14 protein-coding genes and 1 tRNA gene are annotated in these 12,843 nt (G+C 72.9%); 11 read left to right on the top strand and 4 right to left on the bottom strand.

The features are described 5' to 3' along the window. The first annotated feature begins 151 nt into the window (after positions 1-151). From AYO52_RS03445 to AYO52_RS18510, 5 genes are all read left to right on the top strand, one after another. Positions 152-835 (top strand): response regulator transcription factor, encoded by a 684-nt coding sequence (locus tag AYO52_RS03445; protein ID WP_067713428.1) that lies wholly within the window; start codon positions 152-154, stop codon positions 833-835. Beyond that, positions 835-2,226: a HAMP domain-containing sensor histidine kinase gene (locus AYO52_RS03450; protein WP_067713252.1), complete on the top strand. Its 1,392-nt coding sequence runs from the start codon at positions 835-837 to the stop codon at positions 2,224-2,226. The genes AYO52_RS03445 and AYO52_RS03450 overlap by 1 nt, the downstream gene beginning before the upstream one ends. Positions 2,227-2,287: 61 nt before the next feature. After that, a complete protein-coding gene (locus tag AYO52_RS03455) occupies positions 2,288-3,721 on the top strand; it encodes a S1C family serine protease (RefSeq protein WP_216635307.1) in 1,434 nt (477 codons plus the stop codon). A 53-nt stretch (positions 3,722-3,774) separates the two neighbouring features. Next, on the top strand, positions 3,775-4,293 hold the full coding sequence (locus AYO52_RS03460) for a molybdenum cofactor biosynthesis protein B (protein ID WP_200841576.1): 519 nt from the start codon (positions 3,775-3,777) through the stop codon (positions 4,291-4,293). Beyond that, positions 4,290-4,439: a hypothetical protein gene (locus tag AYO52_RS18510; protein WP_172812104.1), complete on the top strand. Its 150-nt coding sequence runs from the start codon at positions 4,290-4,292 to the stop codon at positions 4,437-4,439. Before AYO52_RS03460 ends, AYO52_RS18510 begins: the two co-directional genes overlap by 4 nt. 106 nt (positions 4,440-4,545) lie before the next feature. On the opposite strand, the gene mscL is transcribed toward AYO52_RS18510, so the two are convergent. From mscL to AYO52_RS03480, 4 genes are all read right to left on the bottom strand, one after another. Continuing rightward, positions 4,546-4,974 carry a large conductance mechanosensitive channel protein MscL gene (gene mscL, locus AYO52_RS03465; RefSeq protein WP_067713269.1) on the bottom strand — a complete coding sequence of 143 codons (429 nt, stop codon included), beginning with the start codon at positions 4,972-4,974 and terminating at the stop codon, positions 4,546-4,548. 79 nt (positions 4,975-5,053) lie between these two features. Next, entirely contained in the window at positions 5,054-5,503 is a 450-nt protein-coding gene (locus AYO52_RS03470; RefSeq protein WP_067713272.1) for a hypothetical protein, read from the bottom strand. A 253-nt stretch (positions 5,504-5,756) separates the two neighbouring features. Beyond that, positions 5,757-6,134, bottom strand: coding sequence for an FmdB family zinc ribbon protein (locus AYO52_RS17565; protein ID WP_082923739.1), 378 nt, complete (start codon positions 6,132-6,134; stop codon positions 5,757-5,759). 38 nt (positions 6,135-6,172) lie between these two features. Then, positions 6,173-6,799: a 5-formyltetrahydrofolate cyclo-ligase gene (locus tag AYO52_RS03480; protein WP_067713276.1), complete on the bottom strand. Its 627-nt coding sequence runs from the start codon at positions 6,797-6,799 to the stop codon at positions 6,173-6,175. Positions 6,800-6,863: 64 nt separating this feature from the next. Between AYO52_RS03480 and AYO52_RS03485 the strand changes: the two genes are divergently transcribed. From AYO52_RS03485 to AYO52_RS03510, 6 genes are all read left to right on the top strand, one after another. Continuing rightward, positions 6,864-7,763 carry a UTP--glucose-1-phosphate uridylyltransferase gene (locus AYO52_RS03485; RefSeq protein WP_067713277.1) on the top strand — a complete coding sequence of 300 codons (900 nt, stop codon included), beginning with the start codon at positions 6,864-6,866 and terminating at the stop codon, positions 7,761-7,763. Positions 7,764-7,827: 64 nt separating this feature from the next. Beyond that, on the top strand, positions 7,828-9,087 hold the full coding sequence (gene glp, locus AYO52_RS03490) for a gephyrin-like molybdotransferase Glp (protein WP_067713280.1): 1,260 nt from the start codon (positions 7,828-7,830) through the stop codon (positions 9,085-9,087). A 13-nt stretch (positions 9,088-9,100) separates the two neighbouring features. Then, complete coding sequence (locus AYO52_RS03495; RefSeq protein WP_082923740.1) at positions 9,101-9,769, top strand: GNAT family N-acetyltransferase; 669 nt, start codon at positions 9,101-9,103, stop codon at positions 9,767-9,769. Positions 9,770-9,901: 132 nt separating this feature from the next. Further along, positions 9,902-11,128, top strand: a complete 1,227-nt coding sequence (glpR, locus tag AYO52_RS03500; protein WP_067713283.1) for a gephyrin-like molybdotransferase receptor GlpR — start codon at positions 9,902-9,904, stop codon at positions 11,126-11,128. A 134-nt stretch (positions 11,129-11,262) separates the two neighbouring features. Next, a tRNA-Ala gene (locus tag AYO52_RS03505) sits at positions 11,263-11,335 on the top strand. A 108-nt stretch (positions 11,336-11,443) separates the two neighbouring features. Then, positions 11,444-12,697 (top strand): alpha/beta hydrolase fold domain-containing protein, encoded by a 1,254-nt coding sequence (locus AYO52_RS03510; protein WP_067713286.1) that lies wholly within the window; start codon positions 11,444-11,446, stop codon positions 12,695-12,697. Positions 12,698-12,843: the final 146 nt, after the last annotated feature.

Raw genomic sequence — 12,843 nt, forward strand, 5'->3', positions numbered from 1 at the left:
GCGCCGCGGGCGCCGCACGCACACGCCCGGTCACGAGCCCGGCGGGTCCACACGGACCCGTCGGGCTCGTCGGCGTCTGTGGCGCGCGTGGCGGCGGCCCTCCGGGGCGGATCCTCAGCCGCGCTTCAGTCGGGTGGGCGAGAATCCCGTCATGAAGATTCTCGTTGTCGACGACGACCAGGCCGTGCGCGAATCGCTCCGGCGCTCCCTGACTTTCAACGGCTACGACGTGGAGCTCGCCGGCGATGGCATCGAGGCGATCGAGAGGGTCGGCACCAACCGGCCCGACGCGGTCATCCTCGACGTGATGATGCCCCGTCGGGACGGGCTCGAGGTGTGCCGGATCCTGCGCAGCAGGGGGGACGACCTGCCGGTGCTCATGCTCACCGCGAGGGACGCCGTCTCCGAGCGGGTCGCGGGTCTGGACGCGGGGGCCGACGACTACCTGCCCAAACCCTTCGCGTTGGAGGAACTCCTCGCCCGCCTGCGGGCTCTGCTGCGTCGTCGCGGCACGGACGCCGAGGAGGTCGACGAGGTGCTGGAGTTCGAGGACCTGCGGATGGATATCGCGACCCGCGAGGTCACCCGCGGCGAGCGCCGGATCCAGCTGACCCGCACCGAGTTCTCCCTGCTCGAGCTCCTCATGCACCACCCACGCCGGGTCCTCACCCGGAGCCACATCCTCGAGGATGTGTGGGGCTACGACTTCCCGACCTCGGGTAACGCTCTCGAGGTCTACATCGGCTACCTACGGCGTAAGACGGAAGGGGAGGGTGAGAGCCGGTTGATCCACACCGTGCGCGGTGTGGGTTACGTGCTGCGCGAGACGCCGTAGTGCCCGCCCGCACGATGCGGACGGGGTCCGCACCGATCTCCCTGCACCAGCGGGTGACGCTGCTGGCGGCGAGCTCGGTGGGTGTCGCGGTGGCCCTCATGGCCGTCGCGGCGTACTTCGTCGTGTCGGGGTCGATGTACAGCGATGTCAACAACCGCCTGCAGCAGCAGGCCGACCAGCTGGTCAACAGCCAACTCGCCTCCGAGTTCGCCCTGCAGTCGCGCAGCACGCTGATCGCACTGCGGGCGTTCAACCCGAACCTGGACGCGCAGATCGTCGCTCCCTCCGGGGTGCGCACCGCGACCGGGGAGCCCTTCCAGATCGGTGGCCCGGAGATCGCGGTCGTGCGCGGCGAGGCCGAGTCGAGCCTGCGTACCTCCGGGGGCAAGCAGATCTACGCGGTCGGGGTCCGAGACGGCTCGACCCTCATCCTGGCCCAGGACCTTAGCCCCACCCGTGCTGCGTTGAACCGTCTGGCGATCGTGCTCACGCTCGTCGGGGCAGCGGGCATCGCCCTGGCCGCGGTGGCCGGGACGGCCGTCGGCCGCACCGGGTTGGCGCCGGTGGCCCGGCTGACCAGGGCCGTGGAACGCATCGCCCGCACCGATGATCTGCGGCCGATCCCCGTGGCCGGTGACGACGAGATCGCCCGCCTGACGAGCAGTTTCAACCAGATGCTCGTCGCGCTGGGGGAGAGCCGGGAGAGACAGGCGCGGCTCGTCGCGGACGCCGGGCACGAACTCAAGACGCCACTGACGAGTCTGCGGACGAACGTCGAGTTGCTCATCGCGGCCAGTCGCCCCGGCGCGCGGACGATCCCCGACGCCGACCGGAACGAACTCGAGGCAGACGTCGTGGGGCAGATCTCGGAACTCAGTCAGCTCGTCGGGGATCTGGTCGAGCTCGCCCGGGAGGACTCCGGGGAGGTCGAGCTGGAGCCGGTGGCCGTCTCCGACGCGGTCGAACGGGCCCTCGAGCGGGTCCGGCGTCGCCGGCACGACGTGGACTTCGACGTCGAGTTGATGCCCTGGTACTCCTTCGGCGACTCGGCCGGGATCGAGCGTGCGGTGCTGAACGTGTGCGACAACGCGGCCAAGTGGAGTCCCACCGGCGGGACGGTGACGGTGCGGATGCGGCCCGTCTCCGACGCGGTCATGGAACTGACGGTCGCCGACCAGGGGCCCGGCATCCCCGAACAGGACCGCGAGCTGGTCTTCGAACGCTTCCATCGCTCGCACGAGGCGCGCGCGATGCCGGGGTCGGGTCTGGGGCTGGCCATCGTCCGACAGGTCACGACCCGACACGGCGGAACCGTCGAGATCAGCGACGCCGAGGGCGGCGGCGCACTGGTGCGGGTGACCATCCCCGGAAGCGAGCAGCCGCCCGGGTGAGTCCCGGGGTGGCGCGCACCGTCTCAGCGGGCACACAGCGCCATCGGGAACCATGGGACTCATGGAGAACGAGAACGAGAACGGCCGGGGCAGGGGCGAACCCGGGTCCCCGGACGAGTGGGCCGGCAGATCGGGTGCCGGTCTCGAAGGACCCGCACACGGACCCTCCGGCCAGAACCCCTACGCCGCCGAGAATCCCTACGGCATGGCCCAGGGGTGGGGTGGAACCGATCGGCCCACCACGGCCTTCCCCGCACAGCACCCCGCACAGCACCCCGCACAGGCGCAGGGGCAGGGGCAGCACCCCGCACAGGGGCAGGGGCAGGGGCAGGCCGGACCGTGGCGACCCGCGGACGCCATGCCCCCCTCGGGCCCGTCGCCCCACCCCGGGGCCGGGCCGGGTGTGGAGCCCGGGACGCCGCAGGGCCAACGGAAGTCGGGCCGGGGCCTGCTCGCGGCCGGCATCGTGGCCGCCATGCTCGTCTCCGGTGGGCTCGGTGGGTGGATCGGTGCGACGGTCGCCGGTGGGTCCGCGGCGGGGTTGTCCTCGCCCATCAGCGCGACCCAGCCCGAGGGGACGGCGCCCGACGGCACCGTCGAGGCGGTGGCGGACAAGGTGCTGCCGAGCGTCGTGTCGATCGACGTGCGTTCCCAGACGGGCCGCGGCGAGGGGTCCGGGGTGGTGCTGACCGCCGACGGCCTCATCATCACCAACAGCCACGTCATCGGCGCAGCTCTCGCCGGGGGCCAGATCCAGGTGCGTTTCGACGACGGCTCCAAGGCTCCCGCGAGCGTCGTCGGCACGGACCCGGCCACCGACATCGCGGTCATCAAGGCGGAGACCTCCCGCCCGCTCACCCCCATCGCCCTGGGCACCTCGGCGACGTTGACCGAGGGACAGGCCGTGGCCGCGGTGGGGTCGCCACTGGGGTTGTCGGGTACCGTCACGACCGGCATCGTCTCCGCGCTGAACCGCCCGGTGCGGGCCGGCGGCGCCCAGTCGGACCAGAGCACGGTGATCGACGCCATCCAGACCGACGCCGCCGTGAACCCGGGCAACTCGGGCGGTGCGCTGGTCAACATGAACGGCGAACTGGTCGGGATCAACTCGGCCATCGCGTCGCTGGGATCGGGCAATTCGGGATCGATCGGCCTGGGCTTCGCCATCCCGGTGGACCAGGCCAGGCGGATCGCCGACCAGCTGATCAAGCAGCAGTACGCGACCCGCGCGGTGCTCGGGGTCTCGGTCAGCGACTCGCCGGAGGGCGACGGCGCGCTGGTGCGTGCCGTCGAGCCGGGGGGACCCGCCGAGCGTGCGGGGATCGAGCAGGGCGCGGTCATCACCGGGGTGGGGGAACGGCTCATCGAGGGCGGCGACGCGCTCGTCGCGGCCATCCGGTCCCAGGCGCCGGGGGACACCGTGACCGTCACCTATGCTTCTCGTGAGGGCGATTCGCCGAACACCGTAGACGTGATGCTGGGAGAGGCCAGATGAGCACCAGATTTGACCCGCGGGCTCTGCCCGGAGGCCGCAAGCTCCCCACCGGTATGGACTTCGACCCCGCGGCCGTCGAGCCGGTCGAGCCGCAGATCGCCGGACGCGCCATGGTCGTGGTGGTGACCGACCGCCTCAACGAGCGGGAGGACTCCATCGGTCCGCTGGTCACGGAGCTCCTCGAGGAGGAGGGGTTCCTCGTCGGTGGTGTCGTGGGCGTGGCGTCGGACGAGGCGGAGGTGCGCAAGGCCCTCGAGACGGCGGTGGTCGGTGGATTCGACTTCGTCGTGACGGTGGGGGGCACCGGGGTCGGTCCCCGGGACATCACGCCCGAGGTCACCGAGGAGATCCTCGACCAGCGACTGCCCGGCATCGCCGAGGCCATCCGGTCGTCGGGTCTCACGGCCGGCGCGGTGGACTCGATCGTCTCGCGCGGTTACGTGGGGGTGTCCGGAAGCACGGTGGTCGCCAACCTCGCGCCGAGCCGCGCGGCCATCCGCGACGGGATGGCGACCCTGTGCCCGCTCGTCTCGTACGTGGTGGCGCAGTTGTCCGCCTTCGACGAACTGTGACGGATCCGCGGCCGGTGGACCGGGCGCGACTCGACGAGGTGTTCGGGGAGATCCTGCCCGAGACGACCTCGGACGAGGCGCGCACCGCGGACAGTCGGATCGACGACGACTGGTGGCGCGATCAGCGTCCGCCGCATCACGGCTGACTCCACGGCGACGCAGCGCCACCTCCGGCAGACGCCGACGCCCCGCCGGCCATGACGGCGCCGACGGGGCGGGGGACGTAGACCGTGGAACGCGGACCGGAGTCGATCAGGCGTTGCTCGACGGGCTGTCCGGCTCGGACGGGTGCGTGAGCGGGCGGCCGGCGAGCAGGTCGCGGATCTCCACGAGGAGGTCGTTGTCCGATGCGGGGGCCTCGATGCCCTTGCGCTTGGCGGCGGCCTCCTTCATCTTGTTCATCGGCCCGACCAGGACGAAGTAGATGATGGCCGCGATCAGCAGGAAGTTGATGATCGCGGTGATGAGCATCCCGAAGTCCATGACCGTCTCGGGATTGCCGTCCAGGAGCTGGACGGCGAACCCGATCTCGCGGTCCCCACCGAGCAGCGCGATCAGCGGGTTGATGATCGCGCTGGTGAACGCGTCGACGATGGAGGCGAACGCGGTGCCGATCACGACGGCGACCGCCAGATCGATCACGTTGCCCTGCATGATGAATTCCTTGAAACCCTTGAGCATTCGTGGCGCCCCTTTCCCAGACGGGTCTTCTCACCGGATCCGGTGACGATACCAGCCGGCCGTGCCGCTTCAGGGCATCTCAACCGTGGACCACGACCGCCAGCGGGGTCCCGGCGGCCGTCGCGGCGAGGCGGGCGGCGTCGGCCGCGGGGACCTCGACGAGGAGGGATCGCGCGCCCGACCGTCCCACGGGGGCGTCCCGTACCCGGGCGGCGTGGGCGACGAGCGCGGGCGGTTGCCCCGGGGCGAGTTCGGTGGTGCCGACGAGATCGACCAGGTCGCCGGGCCGGAGCAGATCGGCCACGGTCGGGTCGGCGAGCGGGACGGGCACCACCCGGACCGGCCCGCGAGCGGGATCGTCGCCGGGTCCCGCGGCGGCGGCCGGGGCGGTGGGGTCCGCCGGGTCCGGGGCACCGGATCGGTCCACGAACGGTGCGGCCACCACTAGCGCGGCCGCGAGCCCGATCCGAACCGCGCGGCGCCGCCGCCACCGCCCGGGTGTGGTCACCGAGGCGATGGTGCGGCGCATGGGGTCCCCCGTCGGTCGGTGCGCTCGACTCGAGCGCCGGGTCGGTGGGCGCCGGGCGGGCCGGTGCCGTTCGATCAGACCGTAGCGGCGCGGCGGGGCGGCCATGCCGCTCCGGGCGCGCGGAGGTGCGACGCCTGTGGAGACGGCCGGGGGTGTGGATAACCGCGCGGGGAGAACTGGCGGGCGGTGCCCCGGCCGTGGGCGGCGGTGACGCGGCCGGTGACGACGGCGGTGCCGGTGACGACGGTGCCGGTTACGACGACGAGGTCGACGACCCCGAGGAGGAGCCCGAGCCGGTGGATGCGCCGGAGCCGGAGCCCGAGCCGGATCCCGAGGAGCCGGACGTCGAGGAGCTACTGTCCGACGAGCCGGAGCCCGAGGAACCGCTGCCGGACGAACTGCCGCCCGATCCCTTGCCGGCCGATCCCTTGCCGGCCGAGCCGCTGTCGCCGGAGGCCCGGCTGTCGGTGCGGTAGAAGCCGGAGCCCTTGAAGACGACGCCGACCGTGTTGAAGAGCTTGCGCAGCGTGCCGTCGCACCGGGGGCAGACCGTCAGCGAGTCCTCGTCGAAGGACTGCTGGATGTCGAAGGCGACGTCGCAGTCGCGGCACCGGTAGGAGTAGGTGGGCATCGGGCCTCCCGAGGAGTATCGGATAACGCCTTGGCACTCTACTCCGGCGAGTGCCAAGTTCCGAAGTCGAGAACCGCCTCCGGGGTGATGACGCCGTCGACCGGCCGGTCGTGTGGCTCGGCGGGGACGTGGTCGACGACGTTCTCGGAGTCCAGCAGCGCGAGCATCCTCGTGCGCGGGCCGGTCAACGCGAGGGACCGATCGTAGTAGCCACCGCCCCGGCCGAGCCGGTTCCCGGACCGGTCCACGGCGACGGCGGGGACGAGGACGAGATCGGCACCCGAGATGAACTCCGGCCCGGCGGGCGGGGCCGACGGGACGGGGATGCCGAACCGTCCCGGGACCAGGTCCGCCGGCCCCGCGTACGCCGCCCACTGCAACGGGCCGACCACCGGCGAAACCGGCAGGAACACCCGCGCACCGCACCGGGTGAGTTCCTCGGCCAGACCCCGTCCGCCGGCCTCGTCGTCGTCGGGGACGTACGCGCAGACCACCATCCCGGCGGTGACGACGCCCCCCAGGCGCCCGAGGATCCTCCGGTCGCGTTCGGCGCGCACCGGCGCCGGCACCGCGGCCCGGCGATCGAGGGCCTCGCGGCGCAACCGCGTCTTGGCGACCGAGAGGGCGACGGTCTCGTCGGTACGATCGGGCCGGTCGGACTGCATGACCCCAGTCTGCCGCGCGTGGCGCCACCCCGAGGGGGCGGGTGCGAGGTCTAAGGTGGTCGCCATGACGTCCAGTACCTCTGTCGACCCGCAGTTCCGGACCGCCGTCGTGCCGGCGGCCGGCCTGGGGACCAGGTTCCTGCCCGCCACCAAGACGGTGCCCAAGGAACTGCTACCGGTCGTGGACACCCCGGGCATCGAGCTCATCGCCGAGGAGGCCACCGAGGCCGGCGCCGGCCGACTCGCGATCGTCACCTCCGAGCGCAAGGTCGGCGTGATGGCGCACTTCTCCGAGGACCAGGTCCTCGAGGACACGCTGTCCGACCGCGGCAAGGACGTCCTGCTGCACAAGGTCCAGCGCGCCCCCGGGCTCATCGAGGTCGTGGACGTGCGCCAGGACGAGCCGCTGGGGCTCGGTCACGCGGTCGCGCAGGTGGAGTCGGTGCTCGGCGACGAGGAGAAGGCGGTGGCCGTGCTGCTGCCGGACGACCTCGTCCTGCCGTTCGGGATCCTCGGCCGGATGTCGGCGGTCCGCGCGGCCCGCGGCGGCAGCGTGCTGTGCGCGTTCGAGGTGGATCCGGAGGACGTGTCGTCCTACGGCGTGTTCCGGGTCGAGGACACCGATGACCCGTCGGTGAAGAAGGTGCTCGGCATGGTCGAGAAGCCCGCCGCCGAGGACGCTCCGTCCAACCTCGCCGCGGCCGGGCGGTACGTGCTCGACCGGGCGATCTTCGACGCGCTGCGCCGGATCGAGCCGGGTGCCGGAGGCGAGCTCCAGCTCACCGACGCGATCGACCTGCTCATCGGCGAGGGACACCCCGTGCACGTGGTGGTCCACGACGGTACGCGGCACGACCTGGGCAACCCGGGCGGCTACATCAAGGCCTGCGTGGACTTCGCGCTGGACAACCCGGCGTACGCGGACGATCTCCGCGAGTGGCTCTCGGACCGACTGGGTTCCTGACGAGCACCGTAGGTGAGGCGGGCCCGCTCGGCGGGCGGTGACTGGTACGGGAAGGGGACACTGGGTGCGCTCCGTCGAGGAACAGCTGGCGCTGGTGACGGCGGCCGCGGTCGCCCCGCGCCCGGTCCGTGTGGCGATCTCCGAGGCGCAAGGCTTGTTGTGCGCCGAGGAGGTCGTGGCGGAACGGCCGCTGCCGGCGTTCGACCAGGCCGCCATCGACGGGTACGCGGTGCGCAGCGTCGACGTGCGCGCCGGCGGGTCCACCGCCCAGGGCGGGGACGGTCCGGCCGGACCGGCGACACTGCCCGTGGTCGGTCAGATCACCGCCGGATCCCGCCAGCCGACCCGCCTCCAGCCCGGCCAGACCGTCCGGGTGGACACCGGCGCGCCGTTGCCCACGCTCGCGGACGCGGTCCTGCCGATCGGATGGGCCACCGCCGACGGGCGTCACATCACCCCCTCCCGCGCCGTCCGCACCGGGGACTACGTCCGACGGGTCGGCGACGACGTGCAGCCCGGGGACGTGGCGGTGCGCGCGGGCAGCATCATCGGACCGGCGCAGGTCGGCCTGCTCGCCTCGGTCGGGCGCGCGAAGGTATTGGTGCACCCCAAGCCACGGATGGCGGTCATCTCCGTCGGCGACGAACTCGTCGACGTCGACGGCCGGCCCGGCACCGGACAGGTCTACGACGTCAACTCCTACGCCCTCACCGCGGCCGGCCGGGACGCCGGCGCCGACGTCCACCGCGTGGGCATCGCCAGTACCGAACCGTCCCGCCTGCGCGAGGTCCTCGAGGGTCAACTCGTGCGCAGCGAGCTCGTCGTGGTCTCGGGCGCCGCCGGCGGTGAGGCGACCACCCGCATCCGCCAGGTCATGGCCGAGCTCGGCCAGATCGAGGTCAACCGGGTGGCGATGCATCCCGGGTCGGTCCAGGGGTTCGGGCGGCTCGGACGCGACGAGGTCCCCACCTTCCTCCTGCCGTCCAACCCGGTGAGCGCCCTGGTGGTCTTCGAGATCATGGTCCGCCCACTCATCCGGATCGCCCTCGGCAAGCGCCAGCCCATGCGCCGCACCGTCCGCGCACGGACCGTCGCGCCGATCTCGTCGGTCGAGGGTCGGCGCGGCTACCTGCGCGGACAACTGATGCGCGACACCGACACCGGCGAGTACCTGGTCCGCGCCCTCGGCGGCGCCCAGGGGTCGTCCACCCACCTGCTGGCCTCGCTGGCGGAGGCGAACTGCCTCGTCGTGATCGACCCCGGCGTCACCGCGGTGCGTACGGGTGACGAGGTCGACGTGATGTTCCTCGCCCAGCGCGGGTGACCGGGCCGGCGACGTGAGCGGACCGTGGAGCGCGTTCGCCGCCGACACGGTGACCCGCCCCGGGTGGCCGATCGAGGCCGGGCCGGTGCGGGTGCGCGCAGGGGTCGTGACCCTGCGCCCGGTCCGCCGCCGCGACGCCCGGGACTGGGCGGCGCTGCGGTTGTTCGAGCGGGACCACCTCGAACCGTGGGAGCCCACCGTTGAGGGGAGCTGGCACGAGAACAACTCCGCGCGCGCCTGGCCCCCCATCCACGCCCAGCTCAAGCGTTACGCCCGCGCCGGCGCTAGCCTGCCCGCCGCCATCGAGTTGGACGGCCGCTTCTGCGGGCAGCTCACCGTGGGCGGGATCGTCCGCGGCGCGCTGCACTCCGGCTGGATCGGCTACTGGGTGGGGCGACCCTTCCTCGGTGGCGGGGTGGCCACCGCCGCCCTGGCGCTGGGTGTCGACCACGCGTTGGGTCCGGGAGCACTGCACCGGGTCGACGCCACCGTCCGGCCGGAGAACACCGCCAGCCGCGTGGTGCTGGACCGGTGCGGTTTCCGCGAGGAGGGGCTGCTGCGGCGCTACCTCCACGTCGACGGGGCGTGGCGCGATCATCTCCTGGTGGCACGGACCCGCGAGGAGCACGGCCGGGGCGCCGTCGCGGCTCTGGTGCAGGCGGGTCTGGCGCGACGCGCGTGACCGCGCGTCTGAGTATGTCCTGAGCATCGTGACCTGCGGCGCGCCGTCACCGGACGGGGCTCGGGCCCCGATACGGTTGGGACCTCACCACGACGTCCCGTGTCGGGGTAGACGCTCGAGGAGGCCTGATCGATGTCGAGCTCGCTGCTGATCATCCTGCTGGTGGTGGTCTGGCTGTTCGTCCTCGCGCCGATGCTCATCCGGTCGCGGAATCCCATCCGCCGCACCGGTGACGCACTGGCCCAGACGCGCACGCTCTACTCCGGCGGTTCCGGCCGACTGGTACCCAGTCGTGGCCGTGCCGCCGCCGACCCGGTCCAGGCCGAGGACGAGGACTCCCTTTTCGGTCTGCCCTCCGGGGCGGGCGCGACGGACGCCGAGTTGCTCGACACCGAGACGTGGGAGCACCTGCTCGAGCAGACCCTGCGCCGTGAGGCCGCCGGCCGTCGGGGCGAGGCCGTCCGCCGGGCGATGGAGGAGCGGCTCGCCGCGGTGGCCGGGGACCCGGCCGCCGAGGAGGTCACCTCCGAGATCCCGGCTGTCCCCGTTGTCGACGAGCACGACCCGGCCAGGGCGGTCGCAGGGGTGGACGAGCGGTCCGCCTCGGCCGTGGGCGCCCGGGTCGGCGACCTCCGCTCGAACGGCGTGGGCGCGGCGGCCGCGGACTCGGACGTGTCGGGCGCAGAGGCGGACGACGAGACCCGGCGACCGGTGGTCGTCGACGGCGAGCTCGTCGAGGGCACGGCGGGGGGGCGGACCGCGGCTCGGACCGATCACGCCGAGGACGCCGCGGGCATCGACGAGGAGGCCGTGCTCACCCATCGTGGGCGCCGACGCCCGGCCGAGCCCGAGGTCGAGCTCACCGACGCCGATCTGAGCTTCGCCGAGCGGCGTCGCGGGCGCGGGGCCTACGACCCGATGGCGGACCGCGAGGCCGCCGAGCAGCGGGCCCACGCGCGCCAGCGCACCGTGCTCATCCTCGTGGCGTTGTCCGTCGTCACCGTGATCGCCGCGCTGCTCACCGTGCCCGCCGTCTGGTGGTTCGCGGGTGGCTCGGTACTGCTGCTCGCCGCCTACCTGACCTACCTGCGCCGCCAGGTCAAGCTCGAGGAGAGCCTGCGCCGGCGCCGCGTGGAGAGGATGCGTCGCGCCCGGCTCGGTGTGGAGTCCCGCGAGGACGACGAGCTGTCCGTGGTGCCGCCCCGCCTGCGGCGTCCCGGTGCGGTCGTGCTGGAGATCGACGACGAGGACCCGGCGTTCGACGTCCTCGATACGTTCGACGATCATCTGGACTCCGACCCCGGGCACCACGATCACCGGCGTCGGCAGCACGCACCGCTGCGGCGCGCGGTGGGCTGATCGGCGGCCCGGTTTGGTCGGGGGACCGACCATCCTGGTAAGGTATTCCACGCTGCTCGAGAGGGCGGCAGCGTCGCCCGCGAGGGTGACATCGTCGCCCGCGAGGGTGACATCGTCGCCCGCCAGGGCGGCGAGGGGCTATAGCGCAGTTGGTAGCGCGTCTCGTTCGCATCGAGAAGGTCAGGGGTTCGATTCCCCTTAGCTCCACCCAAGGACTACGAGTTCTCAAGGCCGTTTCCGCGCAAGCGGGGACGGCCTTTCCGCTTTGTGGTGAGTTGGCGCTGTGGTGAGTTGGCGCTGTGGTGAGCTGGGGCAGTGGCCGTTCACTCCTTCACGATCGTCGAGCGCTTCTCGGCCGAGCCCGGTGACGTGCTCTCCCTCGCCTCCGACGCCGCGCGGTGGCAGGAGTGGGCGCCTGCGCTGTTGCGCGGGCTCGGCCGACGTCACCCCGGCGCCGTCACCGTGCGCGCCCTGCCAGGCGGTGGTGGCGAGCTCGAGTGGGAGTGCTCCATCCGGACGTCCGATCGGGTCGTCGGCACGGTCGTCGCCCGTGTCATCGCGGCGCTCGTCGCCCTGCTGGCGCGTCGTCTGGTCACCGAGGCCGACCGTCGGATCACGCTCACCCGCCGGCCGAGCCTCCCGGCACGCCTCCAACGCCTCGGCCTGCAGCTGGTCATCCGCCCCGTGCTGACCGTCGCACCGTTCGACCGGAGGTGGATCCGGGCGATGCGCGCGGTGGCCACGGGCGCGTCGCGGGCCACGGGATCCCGCCGGGTGGCCCGACCGGCCGACGGTGCTCCCGTCCCCGGGCTCTGGATCGACGGGCCGGCGGATGCCCCGGGGCTGCTCGTGTTGCACGGTGGTGGCTATGTCGCCGGCTCAGCGGACACGCACGCCACCATGGCGACCACGCTCGCCCGGCTGTCCGGATCGACCGCCTACGTCCCCGACTACCGACTCGCGCCCGAGCACCGGTACCCGGCCGCCCTCGACGACGCCGAGGTGGCGTTCCGTCATCTCGCCGAGCGTGTCGGTGGCGCAGCGCGCGTCGCCGTCGCCGGGGACTCCGCGGGCGGCGCCCTCGCCCTCGGGCTGCTCGACCGCCTCCGCCGCAGTGGGGAGCGTCCGGCCGCCCTGGCGTTGGTCAGCCCCTGGGTCGACCTGGCCGGGCGCACCGGCCCGGGGCGGCAGGCCGGCGCGGCCCGGTGGAGTGGCGCGTTCGACCCGCGCACGCCGCCGAGGCTGGCCCGCGCCTGTCGCGACGCCTATGCCGGGAACGTCCCGGTCGACGACCCGGGGGTCTCACCCGCCCGGCGCCCCCTCGACGCGTCGGCGCCACCGACCGCGATCGTGTGCGGCGGCGACGACTTCGTGGTCGACGACGTCCGCCGCTTCGTCGAGGCCAGTCGCTCGCGTGGCGCGACGATCGACCTGAGGGTCTGGCCCGGGATGATCCATTGCTTTCCGGTCGTGGCGGGCACCCCGGAGGGCGCCTCAGCGCTGGCCGTGCTCGCGGTCCACATCGGGAGCGCGGTCGGCGGTGCCTCGGATCCCCGACGGGAGGACTGATGGGATCGGGGATCGTGACGACCGCCTGCGGCGTATCGCTCGTGGAGATCGGTGCGGGCGTCTGAAGCGGGTAAGGCCAACCTATGGTCTGCAGGTGGCGGGCGGTAGCGCCGCCCGGCGTAGGGTGCCTGCGGCGAATCACGACA

Origin of the sequence: Dietzia sp. 111N12-1 (genome assembly GCF_001658045.1) — a bacterium.
Taxonomy (GTDB): Bacteria; Actinomycetota; Actinomycetes; order Mycobacteriales; family Mycobacteriaceae; genus Dietzia; species Dietzia kunjamensis.